This window comes from Sphingomonas sp. 77B (genome assembly GCF_056497825.1).
In genome coordinates this window covers 71867-90862 of record NZ_JBWMBY010000003.1, presented here as the reverse complement: position 1 = coordinate 90862, position 18996 = coordinate 71867, and the positions used below count along the sequence as shown (strand labels likewise).

The window sequence follows — 18996 nt, the reverse complement described above, 5'->3', positions numbered from 1 at the left end:
AGCTTTCGCTGGCGGAATGTCGGACACGTTCAACGTCCAAACCACCGCCAGCATAGAAATTTATCGTGTGATCGCGATCTCTCAGAGTCCTGCGTACCACTCATATCCTGCAGCATCCTCCCAATACCCACCCTTGCCGCCATAGATGCCGGCAAGGCTTGGGACCGCCTCGATCCGCTGGACATATTTCGCGTGTTTATAGCCGAGCTGCCGCTCTACCCTGAGACGTAACGGCGCGCCGTTCTGGACCGGAAGCAGCTGGTCGTTGATCCCCCAAGCCAGGATCGTCTGCGGATGAACGGCGTCGATCCGGTCGATCGATTCATAGTACATGGTCCCGTTGGTCTGTGGGTCGGCACAATGAAACACGATAAAACGGGCTTGCGGACTGACACCTGCGCGATCCAGCAACAGCTTTAGGGGCACACCGTGCCATTTCGCGATCGCGCTCCAGCCCTCCACGCAGTCATGACGTGTGATCTGGGTTCGGGTCGGCATCGCCCTGATCTGGTCGAGCGAAAAGGCTTGCGGGTTAGCGACAGCGCCGTCGACCACCAGCCGCCAATCGTTGAAGTTGACGGCAAGATGCCGTGCATAATCGGTTCCGCCCGGCATCCGGGTGCCATTCGCTCGAAAAACGGGCGAGCGCTGCGAAGGAGCGAACTCCTCAGCTAGCGCCGTCCGGTCCTGCAATAGCCTCTGAAAGGCATAGTTGCCCCGCTCGCCGGATGCGAGGAGCGCGCGAAATTGCTCATTTTGCCCTAGACGGTCGCAGCCTGAGAGTATCGTGCCGGCGCCGGCTGCAAGGCTGCCGACAAGAGCGCGGCGTGTGAGAATCGTTGTCATTGCGTGTCCAAGGTCCGCTTGAGCTTGGCGATATGTTTGTCGGGATCGGGTGGCACTCGGAACCAGCCGGTCAACATCGAACGGACCTCGTTGATCGGACCCGCCAGTAGCACCAAAGTCAGGTGAACGACGATGAACGCAGCTATGATACCAGCGCAAATGAAATGCAGAGAGCGGGCCGACGAGCGACCGCCCAAAAGATCGAGCGGCCAGTGCATGACTGCGTTGAATCCGGGAGACAAGCTCAGCCCGGTCAGGATCAGCAGCGGGATAACGACGAATACGATCGAAATATACGCGATCTTCTGTAGGACGTTATACCGGAGCGCTTCTTGACCAGTGGGGAATTTTAGGCGCGCATGATCCTTCACGTCTTGCCAGAGGTGGGAAGGAGCAAGTTCGCTGCGCCGTAGCGTCAGGTCACGCTGGATGTGCCGGTTGACCAGACTGATGACCAGATGAGCAAGCAGGCCAAACGCGAGAATCCAAGCGAAGAACAGATGCCAGTGGCGAGCAAGCGCCAGATTGTATGTTGAGGGGATTGTTGCCCAGCCCGGAAAGCGCGGCGGAGACCACCACGGCTGATCGAAATTCGCGCCATACTCACCCCAATAAAGGTGCGGGTGGGCGTTCGAGATCATCAACCCGCTCATTAGCAGGACGATGATCGCCACCGCATTGGTCCAATGCCAAAGCCTTGTCGGCAATCGATGCCGGTACACCAGTTCGCCGCCGTGCTCTGCACGCTCGCGGGTCTCGGTGGCTGAAGTCGATAGCGGCTCGATCATCTGCAGCCTCCTCGGTACCGCACACCATCGGCTTCGTGCCGATAGTCGCGAGGGTTTTGTAACCCGGGGCCTGCATCCGGGTGGTCTGCCCAAGCGCCGGTCCGGCGTGTCGAGCGCATGGAGTGGAAAATTCCCATCATCATAATCCCAACTTCGATCGCTGACCGGCCGGAGTTACACGGCCGATGAAATATCGTCGGCCGATGTGCAGCCTCGCTAACTCGGCCGATCCCCAGCCGCGGACGGCACCGCCAACGGCTTACAGCTTGCGCGCTGCGGTGATCGGCCCGCCCGTACCCTGCTGCACCAGAACGGCGGAGCTCAGCCCGCGGGGTGCGCTGGGCAGCGGCAACTCCGTCACCGCGCCGGACCAATTGCCCAGCTTTACCAATTCCCGCACGATATTGCGGTGGGGGAGCGTCCGCCCCCATTCTCTCCGGCGCGGATCGGCACCTCGACCGTCCGCGGATCGTAGCGGACCAGCCAGATCGTCGATGGAACGTCTTTGCCGGCAGCCAGAGTCAGGGCTCCATTGCGCACCGATATGGCAGGACCGCCACGCGCAGGGCCGGCGCGCTGTATAGCCGCTTCGAGCTGGGCACGATTGCTGCCAACGATAGTGGGCCCGCCGTTGATGATCACCTGCGGTGTCGCCACCTGTGGGCGACCAGCGGCACGCGCATAGTCCCATTGCCGCGCGGTCCAGGCGGGGGAGCCGAAAGTGTCCTTCCAGCCGAGCCGATCCCAGTAGGTCACGGCGAAGGATAAGGCGAGCACGCCCGGCGCATCCGCAATGGCGTTCACGTTGGCGTTGGCAGGCGGGCAGGACGAGCAGCCTTGGCTTTGGAACAGTTCGACCACCACAGGCGCGGCGGGCGTCCCGACGACGAGTGGTTTGACCGGGCGGGGCTGTGCGGCAGCTCCGGCGGGCGCCTGCCCGCAGCCGGCCAGCGCTAACAGGGACAGCAGGGAGAGGATGTTGTGCGTCATGCAGAGTGCCTCGGTGGGAGAGTACGAATGTTAAAAGGCGGTCGACCATTCGGTTACCCGGTCGGGCAGATGATCGAGTAGGAAGGCTTCGAGTTGGCGATCCACCCCTGTCAGGATGAAAATGCCGACGATTAACAGCAGTCCTCCAAGCACGATCTTGCCGCGACCGCCCGCTGCCATCATCCGCCCCCGCCAGCGGGCGAGCGCGCCGCGAGCGGCAAAGGCGATGACCAGCAGCACGGTGGAGATACCTAGTCCGAAGGCCGCCATCACCAGCGCTACTTCGCCCAGATCCTTCCCTTCCGCCGCCAGCGCCACCGCCGCGCCGAGCGTGGGGCCGACACAGGGTGCCCAGACGATGCCGAGCAATGCCCCGATCAGCGCTTGACCCCACAACCCGGCGCGGTCGTCGAGTGCGCTTTGCTGTCGGCTCGCCCAGGCTGCGGCAGGCGTGGCGATCCGTGAAAGCCCGTCCTGAAGGCGAGGTATCAGCAGGACGATGCCCACCAGGCACAGGATGATCGCGCCGGCGTTCCGGACGACAAGCGTATCGATCCCGAGCGCCTGCCCGAACGCGGCGACGACGAAGCCGGTCGCGGTGAACGCCAGCACCAGTCCCGCCGCAAGTGCCACGGGCGCGAAGCGGTGACGCTGCGCCGCCGACGACAGGACGATCGGTACCAGCGGCAGCACGCACGGCGACAGGATGGTGAGCGCGCCCGCCACATAGGCGAGCGCGGGGTTCAACGCCGAGGCCATTAGAGGATCAGGCCAGCGCGCCGCGGATCACCGCGGATACCTTGGCATCGTTGGTCTCGTGAGCGATGCGGCCGGTTTCGCGCTTGCCGCGAAAGCCGATCAGGGTCGACTGCATCGTCGCGCCGAACTTCTGCCAAAGCGGCTTCTGCGTGTCATAGTCGATCCGGAAGACCTGCATGTCGCGATAGGCGGGTTCGGCGATGACACGCTCGATCGTCTTTGCCTGCTGACGGCATACCGGGCACCACGGGGCATGGACCCAGACAAGGATCGGCTTGCCCGCCTTCTGCGCTGCATCGAACGCGGCCTGATTGAACGGTTTGACGGTCGGTGCCGCATGGGCGGGCGCCGCGATCGTGATGGGCGCGGCGATGACGGCGACGGACAGAAACATGGAACGCATCGGTGACCTCCCTTGATGGTTCCTGTCACTACGGGACAACCAGGAAGCCGGTTACACGGCACATGAATGAAAAGATGCCGTTGTAACCAAACGCCGCGCTCCCGCGTAGTCCGTGCACCGGCGCGTTGGAGGGTAGGACTGCATGGACGACGAACAGGTGCCGGTGACGAACGCTGGTCGTTCCGGACTATGCTTGGACGCTATGCCCCTTGATCATTCGCAATATCCCGCTCGATACTGATCGACGCGGCGTTGCGGGGTGTAGATGGGGCAAAGCGAAGATCAGCTCAAGGCATTGATGATCGGGGGCTGGATGGCGACGCTGCCGCTCACGCTGCGCTACTGCGCGCGCTCGTCCCGCTGCTGGAACGTTTTTATCGCCGGCGGCTCGCCGGCAGCAACGAAGTGGATGACCTGGTGCAGGAAACCTTGATCGCCGTGCATGGCCGCCGGGCGACCTGGGATCGCGGCCGCCCCTTCACGGCGTGGCTCTATGCCATCGCACGCTATCGCATGATCGATCACCTGCGCCGACAGCGCCGGCACATCCCGATCGAGGACGTGGAGGCAATGCTGGTGACGGAGGGTTTCGAAGCATCCGCGAATGCCCGGATCGATGTCGCCCGTCTGCTGGGCACGCTGCCGCCCAAGCAGTCGCGAGCCATTCGGGACACGCATATCGACGGACAAAGCATCGCGGAGGCCGCTACCCGAGCCGGGATCGGGGAGTCCGACGTCAAGATTTCCGTGCATCGCGGCCTTCGTGCGCTCGCCGCCCGGCTGAAAGGGTGACGGCAATGAGCACTGAGAGCACCGAACAGTTGATCCGACAGCTCAGCCGCGACGTAGCGCGTGTGCCGCCTAACGCCGTCGCGCGGCGCATCGCCATCGGGATCGCGACCGGATGCGTCCTTGCGGCTCTCTACATGGGCGCCACGATCGGCGTTCGCCCCGATCTGGATGCGGCGATGCAAGGATCGTCCTTCTGGATCAAGGCCGCCTACACCCTGTCGATCGCGATGGTGGCGATGTCCACGGCGGTGAAGCTGGCTCGTCCGGACGCGAGCGTCCCGCGCGGCCTATGGCTGCTGGCGGTGCCGGCGCTCCTCCTGGCAGGCGTCGGGGTGGTCGAACTCGCCTCGACGCCCTCTGGCGACTGGCTGGCGATGTGGCTGGGCCAAAGCTGGCGGAGCTGTCCGTGGCACGTCCTGACCCTGTCGATCCCGATCTTCGCCGGATTGCTGTGGTCGTTCCGGCGTCTCGCGCCGACACACTTCAGGGCCGCCGGTGCTGCAGCGGGACTGAGCGCCGGGGGATGGGCGGCGACGATCTACTGCCTTCACTGCCCCGAGGTATCGGCCATCTTCGTGCTTACCTGGTACACACTAGGAATTGCCCTCGCCGCCAGCGTAGGAGCGCTGATGGGTCCAAGGCTCCTGCGCTGGTGACCGCGTGCGTCAGTCGCCGCGCGGCATTCGGCGTTGTCCGTCGACCGCGAGTGCGTAACAGGCTGCCAGCAGCACGGCGTCCTTCATCAGGAACTGGCCGGTCGACCCGAGAAACGGAGCGCCGTATCCCGCCTGCCAGAACGCGGGCGCACCCAATGAGAAGCTGAGCGTGACGCAAAAGGTGAATACGCCCATCGCACCGCCGGCGAGGCTTGCGAACGGATAGCGAGCGCCGAGCGCGATCATTGCTCCTGTCAGCAACTCGATAGTACCGATGACGTTGCTTGCGCCACGCTCGCCCCAGATCGGATACATCCAGCTAAAGAGCGGATAGTGGCTTGCGATCTTTGCCACGCCCTCGGCCTCATATGCCGCGAACTTGGCGATGCCGAATAATGCGAAAACGATGACGATCGACCATCGCAACGCAGCGATGGTGGTGGCGTCGTTCGGAACGTAGCTAGTCGTCATAAATCTCCCCTTTGGGAGCGCTTACGAAGCGGGACGGAGATGGGTTACAACGCCTCCCCAGCCAAGGCTCGCCCCCGACATTCCCGATTGGGAAGGTCGATCGAGATCCTGGGCCGCAAACCGGCTACGCCTCGCGGCTCCGGGGCTGATTTTCCCGAAATATGTTCCCGATTGTATTTTCCCGGAATGCGGCATCGGACATGGAGTTTCGGGAAAGGTCAGCCGCGTGAAAACCAGGGTAACCAAGCCCGCTGCTGGCGCAGCGGGTCCGGGGTCAGGAGCCGTGAGGTAATGGCATCAGCGGGGGCAGCGCTGCGCTGTTTGGATGGCTCCACGCTGCCCCCGCTGCTACCAGACGGTGTCATTTCTATCTGGTGACGATTATGTCTTCTCTAAATCGCGGGAACAGAGATTTTTGTTTAGTGTAGGCGCCAGATACAAATGACACCACTCCGCTAGATAGAAACGGCACTGCCGGTGCTGTCAGCGCGTCGCCGGTGTCATAGCCTTCCTCGGCAACGAGGACGCGCATGGTATGACGGTGCTGACGATGAGTGCTGCAGAGATTACCCGGTTCGACACGCTGATGCGGCTCGACCGCGGCGAGATCCGGATGGTGGACGCGATGGAGCTGCTGGGCCCAACGGCGGCAAATCTACCGGCTGCTCTACCGCCTTCGACAGGAAGGCGCTGCGGGCCTCGTGTCGCGCAAGCGCGGGCGGCCAAGCAACCGGCGCTACAGTGATGCCTTCCGCGCCCAGGTGGTCGCGCTGGTGCGAGAAAACTATGCCGACTTCGGGCCGACGCTCGCGCGCGAGTACCTTGCCGAGCGCCATGGCCTTGGCCTGTCGTGCGAGACGCTGCGGCAGATCATGATGGAAGCCGGCCTTTGGAAGGACCGTGCCGCCAGGCGCCCTCGCCCGTATCAGCCCCGCTACCGGCGCGACTGTCGCGGCGAACTGGTCCAGGTCGACGGCTCGAGACACTGGTGGTTCGAGGACCGCGGCCCGCAATGCACGCTGCTGGTGTTCATCGACGACGCCACGAGCGAGCTGATGCACCTCGAGATGGTCGAGAGCGAAAGCACCTTCTCCTACATGCGCGCGACGCGGACGTACCTCGAGCGGCACGGCAAGCCGGTCGCCTTCTACACGGACAAGCACAGTGCGTTCCAACACGGCCTCGGCGAATGGCGACGGGATGACCCATCTCGGACGCGCGCTCGACCGGCTGAACATCGACCTGATCTGCGCGAACTCACCGCAGGCGAAGGGGCGTGTAGAGCGGGCCAACGCGACGCTGCAGGACCGGCTCGTAAAGGCCATGCGGCTTCATCGCATCAACACCATCGACCAAGCCAGCGCCTTCCTCCCCTCCTATATGGCGCAGCACAATCAGCGGTTCGCCAAGGCGCCCTTCGATCCGCGCGATCTGCATCGGCCGCTCGCCATCCACGAGAACCTCGAAGCCGAGATGGTCTGGCGCGAGCAGCGCACCGTCACCGGCGCCCTCACCCTGCACTACAACAAGGCGATGTTCATCCTGGAGCCGACCCCGGTCGCACAGGGGCTTGCGCGCAAGAAGGTCGACGTGTGCGAGTACCCGGACGGACGGCTTGAGATCCAGCACGAGGGTGAGGCCTGCCCTATCGGATCTTCGACAAGATGCGCCGGGTGAACCAGGCGCCGGTAGTCGACAACAAGCACCTCGACGCTGCCTTGGCGCTCGCCCACGCCATTCAGCAGGTGCAGCCGCACCACGCGAGGCGCAACAACAAGGAACCGGCGCGTACCGCTCAGCCCGGCGGGGTGTTCAAGGCCCCCTCGCCCGTACTACCCGGGCCGAAGCTGGACCGCCGCAAACTCGGCAATCAGCGCCTGAAGCGAGGCCCTCGCCTCTCCAACGACGAACTCGTCGCGCGCGGCCTCGGCGAGTATGTCCGCCAGCAAACAGGATGACCCGGAGCTACGCCTGCCAGCGTCTCAAAAACGATGGTATTTCGGGATTATGGAAGTAGATCGGTTAGCCGGTTCCACCTGAGACATCAGGAGCCACTTTGGGGTCCGGGTCCTGCGCCTTGCCGATCGCGGGTGCCACCTTCTGGCTCGGCATAGCGGTGAGATAAGCAACGATCGCATCGACGTCCTTCTCGGCCACTGGCGCCTTATACACCTCACGCATCTTGGTGACGGTCGCCTTCCACTGATCCGCCGATAGCGCAGGCTGGGTCAGCGCCATGCTGGCTGAGTGGCACGAGGTGCAATTGGCATTGATGACGTCGGCGTGCGGACCGTCGGGGTAGGTCGCGTCGTCGGCCGGCAGGTCGACGCTGGTCGAGGCAAGCGAGAAGCCGCGCGCTGACACGCTGGCGGCCGGTGCCGGCTCAGACATCTCGGAGATCGGAACGGGCGCCTTGCGGCTGCTCGGCGCGCCGATCGAGACGAGGATGATGCCGGTCAGGCCGATCAGGCCAGCAGCCATCACGCCGGGAGACGGAGTCTTCATGATTTGCTCGCTCCTCAGGCCGCGATGATGGTGGTGGTTTCAATGTTGCCGCGCATGAACCCGCCGGGATTCCAGATCGGCTTCATCGGCTGAGCGACACCGTTGGTGTTCCAGCAGCGCACCATGATGGGGTTAGGCCCGCGTCTCAGCGGCACCCGCCCGTCCCAGCGCCGGAAGCTGTACCTGCCCTCGTCCGCTCCGAGCGTCGTCCTGTACCAGGTGCGGCCACCGTCCGACGACACATCGACCTTGGCGACGCCGCAATCGCCGCCCATTGCGATGCCGCCGACCGGGATCGACGCTTCATAGGCGATCGCCTGACCATCGGGCAGGCTGGTCATCCAGCTACGCGGGATCATGCGATTGATCGGTACGGTCGGGAAGTCCTTGGCACCGGGGGCGACATTCGCGCCGGGTGTCGCGGGGATCTTGTAGGCCTTGGCCATCCAATACTGGTCGTCAGGGCCGGGCAGTACCTCGATCGCGTTCAGCATCTTGACCCAATAGGTCGAGTACCAGCCCGGCACGATCAGCCGGCAGGGAAAGCCGTTGAGGAGCGGCAGTTGCTCGCCGTTCATGCCGAAGGCGATCATGACCTCGCCGTCGCGGGCATGGTCGATGTCGAGTGCCTTCTCGAAGTCAGGAGCGCCGCCGCCACGACCGGCTGATCGAGAGCGCCGAAGCGCACCTGCACCGCGCCTGCCTTGACCCCGGCGAGGTCGAGCACGTCGCGCAGGCGAACGCCGAGCCACTTGGCGTTGCCCATCGCGCCATTGCCCCATTGCGCGCCGGCGACGCGCGGCTGGAATAGCCCGCGACTGTTGCCCGAGCACTGATTGACCGCCGCCATTTCGACCCGTGGAAGGCGCAGCAGCTGAGCGAGGCTGATCGACAGCGGCCGGTTGACGTGGCCGAAGACGTTGAGGCGGAAAGTCTCGACATCGATCGAGGTCGGGATATCGGCCCAGTGCCAGCGGACGAAGAACTGGTCGTTGGGCGTGAACACCGACTTGTCGAACACGTCCATCGGCGTTTCCAGCAAAGGCGGATGGACACGCTGGAGGATCATGCTGCCCTTGCCGGGAAAGGCGCTGGTCATCGGCCGTTCGGCATTGCCGCCAGGCAGCTTCAGGTCGACGAGCTGCTGTGCCAGCGCAGGTGCTGCGGCAAGGCCGGCGCTGCCGAGCGCGGCATGCCTAAGAAAGCGGCGACGGCTGGTCTCACTCGCCAGCCCGGCGTCGAAATTGTCCATGACAAGGCTCTCCTGTGGCCAGCCACGCTGGCGGATCGAAGGGGCGTTCTGCAAGTGATCGAACCGACTGATCCGATCACCACGGCGGATCAGTTCGGGGTGGCGATGCAGGGCGAGACGAACAGGTTGCCCCGCCATGCGCCAGCCAGCGTCTTGGCACCGACCAGCAGCCACATCGCCGCAAGCGCGACTGTCAGCACCGTGCCAGCTATGCCGAAGAAGCCGAGGTTCAGCGTCGTGCCGAGGCGGAAGGTGGCGACGGTGTAGACGCCGAGCGGAAAGGTATAGCCCCACCAGCCCAGGTTGAACGGCACACCAGCGCGCCAGTAGCGGATGGTGATAAGCGTCGCGAGCGCCAGCCACCACAGGCCGAAACCCCACAGGCAGAGCCCGGCGACAACGCCGATCCCCTGCGCGACGGTGCCGACGCCGGCTAGCCCGTGCGCGGTGAGGATCGCCGGCGCATCCGCGCCGAGCACCAGCATGCCCAGAGCACCCGTGCCGATCGGCCCCAGCGCCAGCCAGGAGGATGCCGCCATGCTTTCATGCGGCAACTTGTGGAGTGCCATGCGCAGGATGAGGATGGCGAGGATGCCAAACGCGACCGGCACTGAATAGGCCCACAGCACATAGGAGGTCGCAAGCGTGACTAGCTGCGCGTGGGGATCGGCCAGATGCGGCGCGAGCAGCCCGCCGCTGGCACCCGCCACTTCGGCAGCGACGACCGGCAGCAGCCATACCGCGGTCATGCCGTCCAGGCTATGCTCGTGGCGGGTGAACATCAGGTACGGGATCAGCACGCCGCAGGCGAGCGACATGGCGACGTCGATCCACCACAAGACCTGCGCGACCGGTACGATGCCATTCCCGAACCGCGCGATGCCGAAGGCGAGGCAGCCGTTGATGATTGTCGCCAGCCCCATCGGGATGGTCCCGATGAACATTGACACGGTGTTGTGCCCGAAGATGCGCCGCGCCTCATGCCCGAACATCACCCAGCGCGCGCCATAGAGGCCGGCGAACAGCGCGAAGAGTGCGATGTTGAAGAACCACAACACCTCGCCGAATGGCTTCAGCGAGGGTCCAATGCCGGGTACCTGCGGCAGTGCGAGCGCGAGGATGCCCGTGCCCATCGTCGCGGCGAACCAGTTGGGCGTGAACTGGCGGATCATCTCGCGGGGGTGATCGAGCCGGCTGAGCGGCTTGAGGCCGCTCAGAACGGAGTGCGTGTCGGCAGTCATGCGACCTGCTCCTTGATGAGGTCCGTCAGCGCGTCGGCCGCGCGGGTGCGATAGCGTTCCTTGTGGCGCAGCGCGTGAAAGGCGCGGTCGGGCAGCCCGAGCGGCAGCTCGACAAGGTCACCGGCCTTGAGCGCACGAGCTACGACCAATCGCGACAAGACGGCAACGCCGGCACCGGCCTCGACCGCGGTACGCACCGCCTCGTTGGACGGCAGCGTCATCGCTATCGTCAGCTGGGCCGGATCAAACCCGCGCGTTCGCAGCACGTCCTCGAAGGTCGAGCGCGTACCGGATCCCAGCTCACGGACGATCCAGCGTTCAGTGCGCAGCCAGGCCTCGTCGACACGTTCGGCGTCCTCGCGGCCGACCAGCACCATCGGATCACGCCCGACAGTCCAGTGGGCGAGTGCCGGTTCGTCCACCTCGCCCTCGACAAAGCCGAGTTCCGCCGCGCCGCTCAGGACCTGCGCTGCCGCACCTTCGGTGTTGTCGATCGCGAGCTCAACCGCGATCTGCGGGTGGCGTTCGTGGAAGGCGGCGAGCTTTGCCGGCAACCAGTAGCTCGCGATCGTCTGGCTGGCGACGATCCGCAATGAACCACGGGCAAGCCCGGCATAGTCCGCCAGCATCGTCTCGGCATGCGCTGCCCGCCCCAGCACCGCGCGCGCTTCCTCCAGAAAGCCGCGGCCTGCTTCGGTCAGCTGGATGCCACGCCCGACGCGGTGAAACAGAGGAACCCCGTAGCGCGCTTCGAGGGCAGCAATCGCGCCGGAGGCAGCAGACTGCGTGACGTTCAGCACCTCCGCTGCCTTGGTGACGTGTTCGCGCTCCGCGACACCGACGAATATTCTGAGCTGCTCCAGGGTCATGCAGCTTATATCGCGCAATCTGATCGATACGACCAACCGTTTGATCTGCTCATTCCAATCTGGATATCGGAACGATCGGCAGCCTTTCGTCTGTGATGGTCTTGAAGACTTGAAGCGATCCGCGCGCTTGCGGCGTTTGTTCGTCCATGACCGATATGATCGAGCGCAAATCCGATCCCTACAACGCCGAGCCGACGCCCAGTGCGTTGATCGAGCGGTTCCTGACGCCGCAGGCGCTGTTCTACGTGCGCAGCCACGGGCCAGTGCCGGATCTGCCCGCCAATCATCGGATCGAGGTGAGCGGGACGGGCATGGCGAGCCGCTCTTTCTCGGTAGAGGAACTGAAAGCTACGTTTTCCACGCACTCGGTGACAGCCGTGCTCCAATGCGCGGGTAACCGGCGCACGGACCTCCAGCAGGTCGGCAAGACGTCGGGCGATCCTTGGGATGTCGGCGCGATTGGCAATGCGGAGTGGACCGGCGTACGCCTGGCCGATGTGCTCGATGCAGTTGGCGCGCCTGATGCGTCCAACCTGTTCGTGGCGTTCACCGGCGCCGACGAGGTGGACGTGGAGGGCGAAGAAGCCTTGTTCGGGGTCTCGATCGCCATGGACAAGGCGCGGCAACCCGACGTCCTCATTGCCTGGGCGATGAACGGCGAGCCGCTGACGCCCGAACATGGCGCCCCGCTCCGCATGGTGGTGCCGGGCTATGCAGGCGTGCGCAGCGCCAAATGGCTGACACGGATCGAGGTGCGAGACACGCCTTCCGACGCACCGATCCAGGCGCACGACTACAAGCTGTTTCCCGCCGATGTGACGAGCGACACCGTCGACTGGAGCCAGGGTCTGACGATCAACGCCATGCCGCTCAACGCCGCGATCTGCGTGCCCGGCTCTGGCGAAAGCCTGCCGGCCGGGGAGGTGCGGATCGAGGGCTATGCCATCGCCTATGATCGCCGCGTCTCTCGGGTCGAAGTGTCGGTAAACGGTGGTCGCGAGTGGCAACAGGCGACGTTCGCCGATGATCCGGAGACGCACTGGGGTTGGCGGCGCTGGACCCTCGACGCCACGCTTGCCAAAGGTCGCCAGCACCTTGTCGTGCGCGCCTTCGACGGGGCTGGACAGGGACAGCCCGAACGGCCGGACACGATGTGGAACTTCGCCGGATATCTGTGCACCGCCTGGCATCACGTCCACGTGCTGGTCGAATGATCGAAGCGTCAGCGGCATCGGACATCGGCTTCTGGATCGATGCGATCGGGCGGCTGGTGGTGGCGACCGCGGCCGGGATGGTGCTCGGCTGGGAACGCTCGCGCGAGAACCGGCAGATCATGGGCTTGCGAACGCTGGGTCTGGTCGGTCTGGCGAGCTGCATCGCCGTGCAGGCGGTCGTGCATAGTGGCCTGCCAAATGTAAACGCCGACGCCGCAGGGCGGGCGATGCAGGGCATTCTGACAGGCGTCGGTTTCATCGGTGCCGGCGCGGTGCTGCGGGTCGGCCAGGGTCAGGAAGTGCATGGATTGGCGACCGCCGCGTGCATCTGGGTGACGGCCACGATCGGCGCGGCAGCGGGGTTGGCAGTGTGGCCGCTCATCATCGGCGGGGTGAGCCTTGCAATGCTCGTCCTGTTCGTCGGTGCGCCGCTGGAACGCCGCATCCGCGAGCGGGCTCGCCGGACGCCGGCCGAGGCCGACAGGAAGGACGTCGAGCGCAAGCCGTGATCCCGCTGGATCGCCCGGTGCCTGTCGGCGTCGGGAAGCGGCAAGGTGCAATCAGGACACCAGCGCCGCATCGGCCTGGCGCCGGACCTCGTCGGCGATCGGATGCAACTCGGCCGCGGGTCGCTCGCCCACCACACTATAGCCGATCCCATCAACCGCCCATGTGACCCGGCCCATGGTCCCGCTGGACGTGCTGGTCATGCTCGCGGTCTTGTCGATCTGCATAGGCCTCGTCAGCACCGCGAGTTTCGACGCTTGCGGTCCGTCGTAGAGGAGCAGTGCCGCAGGGCCGTGAGGCGTCGCGACCAATCGCCCCCCGCCATAGCGATAGCCGGCTGTGCTGAGGTCCGGGATGGTGACGCGCTCACCCAGTCGGGCGGAGGTCCACCGGATCAGCATGGCGCGCTGGTCGGGGCCGATTTCCGCCGGTCGTATCCGGTCGGCGGCATAGACACGGAAATTGTCACTCGCCTCGTTGGCCAGCGCCGCGATGCCCGCGCGGGGTTCACCGCTCCACCGCGCGCTCGACCAGCCCCCGCCAAACCCCAACGCCAGCAGAAGTGACGCGGCAATGGCGAGTTGCCAACGCGGTTGCCTTTGCCGTCCCCTGATCGCTGCCACGCGCATCGTCGCCGGAATGGGTTCGTCCGCGATCGTGGTGAACAGGGATGCAAGGGCTCGCGCCTGCTCCGCCTGCTCCCGCAAACGGGCATGCAGATCCGGCTGGCCTTTAAGGTAGGCGTCAACCAGGCGCTGCCGCTCGGGCGACAACCTGCCATCGATCCATGCGGCCAGATCGTCCTCGCCGATCGGGCTGGTCATTGCACGCTCCTCAATCGCGGCCGTTCACCCTCCCGGAGGAGTGTCGCCAGACGGTCGCGCCCCCGCGATATGCGCGACATCACCGTGCCCAGCGGCACGCCGACGACGGCAGCGACCTCCGCATAGGGCAGACCCTCGACCGATACGAGGAGCAGCACCGTTCGCTGCTCTTCAGGCAACGCATCAAGCGCGCGCAGCAGGTCGCGGTGGTGCAGGCCTGTGTCCTGATCGGCCGGACGGCCGAGCGCGGCGTCATCCACGAGGTGGAGCGGAACCGCCGTGCCTCGCCGGCTACGCTGCCGCTGATGGTCGACCAACAGATTGTGCAGGATCGCGTAGACCCATGGGCGAACCTCCACCCCGCGCCGCTGTCGCCATCGCCCGACCGCGCGCTCGAGGCAATCCTGCACCACGTCGTCCGCCATCGCCCGATCGCGCAGCCACGACCGGGCATAGCGGCGCAGGCCGGGGATCAGGGGTTCGATCGCGGCGGCAAGAGGGTCCATTTCAGTCGCGCTGCACCTGCACGATGCGTCCAGGCGCGCCGTTCACCACCTCCGCCACCGCCAGAAAGCGGCGGGGCGTCGCGGTGCTGCCCTGAACGATCTGCCGGATCGGACCCGATGCGTTGACGATCGCCGCACCTGCCGGGTTGCTCATGAAGTTCGCAAGCGGCTCTACCGCACCACTGCCGTCCGCATTGGCGGTCAGCACGAGCATGTAAGGCTTTTTGGGCTGCAAACCGGTAACGGCACTTTGCACGACCTGAATGATGCCCTGGTCGAAGAGGGTGATGCTGCTTGCTGTACCTTTGCCGCCGATCGGCCCCATGGTCAGATGCAACGCCTTGCCGGCCGTGCCGAGCGGCTGGAGATTGTCGGTGCCGGGGCCTGTCGGAACTGCGTTCGACACATAGGCGATCGCCTGCGGTGCCTGTCCGACCGGCACGGTGGCAACGACCGTGTTGCCAGCGGTGTCGATCGCGGCGAGCTCATCGGCATTCTCCAGCCCGACGTAGATGCGCCGGCCGTCGCCCGATGGCCAGACACCGTGCGGCATCTTGCCGACCGGGATGGTGGCGACGGGCGCGAAGTCGGATGTGCGGAACACCTTCACCGCATTCTCTCCGCCGACCGTCACATAGGCGAACTGCCCCTTGGCCGTGCGGGCGAAGTTGACATGGTTGGTGATCGGCCCGGTATCCAGCACCTTCAGGATCGCGAAGGGTGGTCTCGCATCGAATGCGACCGTCTTGCCGATGTCCTTCAGCGTGAACCACACCTGCTTGCCGTCCGGCGTCGCGGCAATATTGGGACAGAACGGGCTTGGCTGTGCCACCTGTCCGACCTGCGCGTGGGTCGCGACATCGAACACGGCCAGCACCGGATTGAACGACGAACAGACATAGCCGTACCGGCCATCGGGAGAGAAGATCGTCATGCCCGGACCACCGGGCGTCTTGATGCGCCCCGTCTCCTTGTACGTCGTAGGGTCGAGCACGGCGATATAGTCCTCGCCGCGTACCGTAACCCACACCTCCTTGCCGTTTGGCGTGAAGAACGCCTCGTGCGGACTGCGCCCGACATAGGTCGTGTGCTTGACGGTGTTGGTGGCGGTGTCGATCCACGACACGGCGTTCGATCCGATCGACACGACTGCCAAGGTCTTCCCGTCCGGCGAGAAGCCGAGGCCGTGGACCAGCACCTGTCCCTTGTAGAGCGGCGAAAAGTTCATCGGCTGGGGATCGCCCAGCTTGATGACGCCGAGCAGCCGGTTGTCGGCCGGGTCCGTCACCGACACCGTGTTGGAGAATTGTTCGGACGCATAGACGCGGTCGCGGTGGCTGACGGGTACGTCCCTGGCGTTCCATGGCGCCTGCTGGGCCATGGCGATCCCCGGTGCGGCGCTCATCAGCAAGGCGGCCGAGCGCAGGATGGTCCGGATCATGTCAGTGCTCCATATGGCTGTGGTGGTCGCCGCCCTGCGTCGGGGCTGGCGTCGAAGGGGGTAGCGGCTGACCGATCGCCAGCTTCATGGCGGCGATCTCCTGCTGCTGATCAATGATGATCTCCTGCGCGATGCGCTTGAGCTGCTCGTTGTGGCCGTAGCGAAGCTCCGCCACCGCCATATCGATGGCACCCTGATGATGCGGAAGCATCATCGTGACGAAGTCGCGGTCGACGTCGCCGGACGGCTTGACCATCATGCCCGCCATCATCCGGTCCATCGCGGCAGCCACCATGCTGGCGTAACCACCGGCAGGGGCGGCCGCGACTGCGCCTGTGAGCAGGGCCGAAGCAGTCAGACCGAGCATCCAATATCGTCTACGCATAAGCCTCCGGCGCATCAGTCCTGAAAGCATAGACGACGCTCGTCCGGGTTTATTCCATGGGTGAGCCGGTTATCAGCCTTCCCGATTGGGAAGGTCAATCGAGATCCTGGGCCGCAAACCGGCTACGCCTCGCGGATCGGGGGCTGATTTTCCCGAAATATGCTCCCGATTGCCTTTTCCCGAAATGCGGCATCGGAGACGGAGTTTCGGGAAAGCTCGAGCGCTCGAAAACTGGCGTGACCGAGCCCGCTGCTGGCGCAGCGGGTCCGGGGTCAGGAGCCGAGAGGTGATCGCATCAGCGGGGGCAGCGCTGCGCTGTTTGGATGGCTCCACGCTGCCCCCGCTGCTACCAAGGGGTGTCATTTCTATCTGGCGCAGGATGTGCCTTTTCTAACTAGCGGCAACAATCTGCCTGTCGGCACGTAGACGAAATGTGGAAATGAAACTCTTCCGCGACCTAGAAGTGAGATGGCAACCGCGCCTCCGGGCTGCAAGTGGTATGGTCACATCCATTTTCGGAGGCAGCCACCCAGTGACGGTGCTAGCAACGCGTGTAGCCGAGACAACTCGGTTCGGCTGATGCGCTTCAATCTTGGTCGACTTTGGATTGCGAATATGCCGCGATCGCTTTCTGATCGTCGAGTCACGATCACGCCGCTTCTCATCCTGCCCATAAGCGACAAATAGACGGTCAAGCACGGTTGCTTGCGGCATTTTCATCGATTCGCCCTTGCCGTCCCTTATGCGTGGCGCGAAATTCCGTCGATGACTCAAGGTGGAATAACGCGACGTGCGACTTTTGCGGGCATCGCCGCTGGCCTGCCAGCAATGGCGTCCGGCTCAAACGTCACCGCACAAGGTGGCCCGATCGAAACGCTGCATCAACTGACGCTTACGCCAAAGACTGCTGGATACATCGTTTGTGATGGTAGCCTTTTTATATGGACCAAGGGCGACTTTTCCAAGACCTCAGATAAAACCAATATCATCCCGAGCGCGCTTCCCGATGCTGTCGATGGGGCATGGGTTCGACAAACCGATGAAAAAATTATGCATCGGCAGTCTGCCGATGCAAAGATGATTAGCGTGCATGAAAAACTTCGCAGCTTTGTCTTTGCTGATGAGGATTATGGCTTCAATGCCAAGTCTTCTCCTAGGAAGAACGCTATAGCTCTGCAGAATGCGATCAATTACGGACAGACGGTTTTTTTACCAAGTACGGTTGATCCTATCGTATTTGATGCGACTATCCATATTCCGCCCAATACCCGGTTGATCGGAAAGGGTGATGCAACCAGATTGGTATGTACGGCCGATACGGCCTTTGTTTGTGAAGCGCCCGATGGGTCCGGCGGAAATTCGGCAGGTCCGTCACTAGAACACTTTGACGTATTTTGTGCAGGCAATGGCATTAGACTTAACCGCGCAAATGGTGGATTTTCTGATGCGGAGGGACAACAGGCCCTTATGAGGCCCCGTCTGGATCGGGTACGCATACGCAGGCTCCAAGATAAAAATGGTCGATCTGTTGGCGTTGAGTTCAACAAATGCTTTGATGGCGTCATCATCCAGTGCGAGATCGAGGGATTTGCGACGGGCTACCTAGGTCGGGGATCCGACCTTATCGAAATCTGTGGGCGAACGAGAATATGGAAATGCAATACTTTAATTGAGCTCACGAACATTATAAATCATCCGTATAGATATGGTTCTGGGACCAGAATTGTCGGATGCGACCTGCTTGCCGCCAGGGAATGCTACCTGCGCTCTAGCGACATGGACCTGATGGTCACTGACAATTATTTTGAGCACAGCGTTGAGAACTCAACTCTGTCCGGTTGGGCATTTGATATAAGGGCGCTCGACAGAGTGCGCTTTTCCGGTAATCGCGTGCAATTGCAGGCAACCGATTTCTCCCAACCGCCTAAACCGCTGGTGCCCAAATTCCTGAGAGTGACGACCGAGCCGGGGAATCTGTTCGTCTGGGAAAATAACGGCAATGACGGTCTCAACTTCGGAGCCGTCGAATGGAATGCCGGCGCGGGGCAGCGCTATTGGATCAATGCGACACAGCGAAGTCGCATCGTCCAGAGCGGCACGTCGGGTACGAAGCCGCTGGAGTTTCCGTTCAACTCTAGCGACATTCCCCAGGAACGTCCCTGGCGCTTCTCCCCTAGCCTTCCAGGTCTGCGCAATGAGAGCTATGGCGGGTCTGTCGTTTGCGAAGGCAATGCCTTCGTCCTTCCCTTCTCACCCGACGAACGGCACATATCCTTTTCACCGCTCGACGCGCCCATCACCGGACGCGTCGATGTCTGGGTAAAGGCCAAGTCATCTGCAACGAGCAGTGTGCTGACCTTGTACAACACGGACAACGGAAAATTCGTGTCGTCTCATACCCAAATCATCCATGATGAATGGATGTGGTACGACATATTACGAGATTTTCCTGTAAAAAATCTTTTATTATATTTTCTGAATCGAGATGCGCGAAGCAATAGTAAAATATACATAGGTGAGGTTGTGATATCATAACCCCCATGATCC

The 18996-nt window shown here is 63.4% G+C and carries 18 protein-coding genes and 3 pseudogenes; 6 read left to right on the top strand and 15 right to left on the bottom strand.

Going from position 1 to position 18996, the window contains the following annotated elements; all coding sequences use genetic code 11:
* Window positions 1-81: 81 nt before the first annotated feature.
* The 6 genes from AC1GI4_RS18980 to AC1GI4_RS18955 all read right to left on the bottom strand — a co-directional run bounded on the left by AC1GI4_RS18980 (window position 82) and on the right by AC1GI4_RS18955 (window position 3786).
* On the bottom strand, window positions 82-846 hold the full coding sequence (locus AC1GI4_RS18980; RefSeq protein ID WP_066760134.1) for a molybdopterin-dependent oxidoreductase: 765 nt from the start codon (window positions 844-846) through the stop codon (window positions 82-84).
* Entirely contained in the window at window positions 843-1634 is a 792-nt protein-coding gene (locus AC1GI4_RS18975; RefSeq protein WP_066760136.1) for a cytochrome b/b6 domain-containing protein, read from the bottom strand. Before AC1GI4_RS18975 ends, AC1GI4_RS18980 begins: the two co-directional genes overlap by 4 nt.
* 259 nt (window positions 1635-1893) lie before the next feature.
* Window positions 1894-2034: a hypothetical protein gene (locus AC1GI4_RS18970; protein ID WP_479630594.1), complete on the bottom strand. Its 141-nt coding sequence runs from the start codon at window positions 2032-2034 to the stop codon at window positions 1894-1896.
* A complete protein-coding gene (locus tag AC1GI4_RS18965) occupies window positions 2019-2624 on the bottom strand; it encodes a DUF1223 domain-containing protein (protein ID WP_479630593.1) in 606 nt (201 codons plus the stop codon). Before AC1GI4_RS18965 ends, AC1GI4_RS18970 begins: the two co-directional genes overlap by 16 nt.
* A gap of 30 nt (window positions 2625-2654) precedes the next feature.
* A complete protein-coding gene (locus AC1GI4_RS18960; RefSeq protein ID WP_066760139.1) occupies window positions 2655-3383 on the bottom strand; it encodes a cytochrome c biogenesis CcdA family protein in 729 nt (242 codons plus the stop codon).
* A gap of 7 nt (window positions 3384-3390) precedes the next feature.
* Complete coding sequence (locus AC1GI4_RS18955; RefSeq protein WP_082731213.1) at window positions 3391-3786, bottom strand: thioredoxin family protein; 396 nt, start codon at window positions 3784-3786, stop codon at window positions 3391-3393.
* Between the two features lie 265 nt (window positions 3787-4051).
* Between AC1GI4_RS18955 and AC1GI4_RS18950 the strand changes: the two are divergent.
* Together AC1GI4_RS18950 and AC1GI4_RS18945 are read left to right on the top strand one after the other, a co-directional pair.
* Window positions 4052-4578: pseudogene (locus AC1GI4_RS18950) on the top strand (sigma-70 family RNA polymerase sigma factor).
* A gap of 5 nt (window positions 4579-4583) precedes the next feature.
* Window positions 4584-5234 (top strand): DUF1109 domain-containing protein, encoded by a 651-nt coding sequence (locus AC1GI4_RS18945; protein WP_066760187.1) that lies wholly within the window; start codon window positions 4584-4586, stop codon window positions 5232-5234.
* 9 nt (window positions 5235-5243) lie between these two features.
* Here the strand turns inward: AC1GI4_RS18945 and AC1GI4_RS18940 are convergent, their stop codons facing one another.
* Entirely contained in the window at window positions 5244-5705 is a 462-nt protein-coding gene (locus AC1GI4_RS18940; RefSeq protein WP_066760141.1) for a YkgB family protein, read from the bottom strand.
* 535 nt (window positions 5706-6240) lie between these two features.
* Between AC1GI4_RS18940 and AC1GI4_RS18935 the strand changes: the two are divergent.
* A pseudogene (locus AC1GI4_RS18935) lies at window positions 6241-7663 on the top strand (ISNCY family transposase).
* Window positions 7664-7727: 64 nt separating this feature from the next.
* On the opposite strand, the gene AC1GI4_RS18930 reads toward AC1GI4_RS18935, so the two are convergent.
* The 4 genes and pseudogenes from AC1GI4_RS18930 to AC1GI4_RS18915 form a co-directional block, all read right to left on the bottom strand.
* The gene (locus AC1GI4_RS18930; RefSeq protein WP_170172095.1) at window positions 7728-8210 is read right to left on the bottom strand and encodes a c-type cytochrome; all 483 of its coding nucleotides are present in this window, start codon (window positions 8208-8210) and stop codon (window positions 7728-7730) included.
* A gap of 14 nt (window positions 8211-8224) precedes the next feature.
* A pseudogene (locus AC1GI4_RS18925) lies at window positions 8225-9462 on the bottom strand (molybdopterin-dependent oxidoreductase).
* Between the two features lie 89 nt (window positions 9463-9551).
* Entirely contained in the window at window positions 9552-10703 is a 1152-nt protein-coding gene (locus AC1GI4_RS18920) for a TDT family transporter (protein WP_097064886.1), read from the bottom strand.
* The gene (locus AC1GI4_RS18915) at window positions 10700-11572 is read right to left on the bottom strand and encodes a LysR family transcriptional regulator (RefSeq protein WP_058733710.1); all 873 of its coding nucleotides are present in this window, start codon (window positions 11570-11572) and stop codon (window positions 10700-10702) included. The genes AC1GI4_RS18920 and AC1GI4_RS18915 overlap by 4 nt, the downstream gene beginning before the upstream one ends.
* Before the next feature lie 146 nt (window positions 11573-11718).
* On the opposite strand from AC1GI4_RS18915, the gene AC1GI4_RS18910 reads away from it, so the two are divergent.
* Both AC1GI4_RS18910 and AC1GI4_RS18905 read left to right on the top strand, forming a co-directional pair.
* Window positions 11719-12786: a molybdopterin-dependent oxidoreductase gene (locus AC1GI4_RS18910; RefSeq protein ID WP_097064887.1), complete on the top strand. Its 1068-nt coding sequence runs from the start codon at window positions 11719-11721 to the stop codon at window positions 12784-12786.
* On the top strand, window positions 12783-13295 hold the full coding sequence (locus AC1GI4_RS18905) for an MgtC/SapB family protein (protein ID WP_058733712.1): 513 nt from the start codon (window positions 12783-12785) through the stop codon (window positions 13293-13295). Before AC1GI4_RS18910 ends, AC1GI4_RS18905 begins: the two co-directional genes overlap by 4 nt.
* A gap of 51 nt (window positions 13296-13346) precedes the next feature.
* Here AC1GI4_RS18905 and AC1GI4_RS18900 read toward each other — a convergent pair whose 3' ends face one another.
* The 4 genes from AC1GI4_RS18900 to AC1GI4_RS18885 are packed head-to-tail and all read right to left on the bottom strand — an operon-like array spanning window position 13347 to window position 16431.
* Window positions 13347-14117: an anti-sigma factor family protein gene (locus AC1GI4_RS18900; RefSeq protein ID WP_058733713.1), complete on the bottom strand. Its 771-nt coding sequence runs from the start codon at window positions 14115-14117 to the stop codon at window positions 13347-13349.
* Window positions 14114-14623 (bottom strand): RNA polymerase sigma factor, encoded by a 510-nt coding sequence (locus AC1GI4_RS18895; protein WP_088368483.1) that lies wholly within the window; start codon window positions 14621-14623, stop codon window positions 14114-14116. The genes AC1GI4_RS18900 and AC1GI4_RS18895 overlap by 4 nt, the downstream gene beginning before the upstream one ends.
* Window position 14624: 1 nt before the next feature.
* The gene (locus AC1GI4_RS18890) at window positions 14625-16064 is read right to left on the bottom strand and encodes a YncE family protein (protein ID WP_088368484.1); all 1440 of its coding nucleotides are present in this window, start codon (window positions 16062-16064) and stop codon (window positions 14625-14627) included.
* Window position 16065: 1 nt separating this feature from the next.
* Window positions 16066-16431, bottom strand: a complete 366-nt coding sequence (locus AC1GI4_RS18885) for a DUF305 domain-containing protein (protein WP_206379054.1) — start codon at window positions 16429-16431, stop codon at window positions 16066-16068.
* A 783-nt stretch (window positions 16432-17214) separates the two neighbouring features.
* Here AC1GI4_RS18885 and AC1GI4_RS18880 point away from each other — a divergent pair.
* Entirely contained in the window at window positions 17215-18984 is a 1770-nt protein-coding gene (locus tag AC1GI4_RS18880; protein ID WP_479630592.1) for a hypothetical protein, read from the top strand.
* Window positions 18985-18996 lie beyond the last annotated feature (12 nt).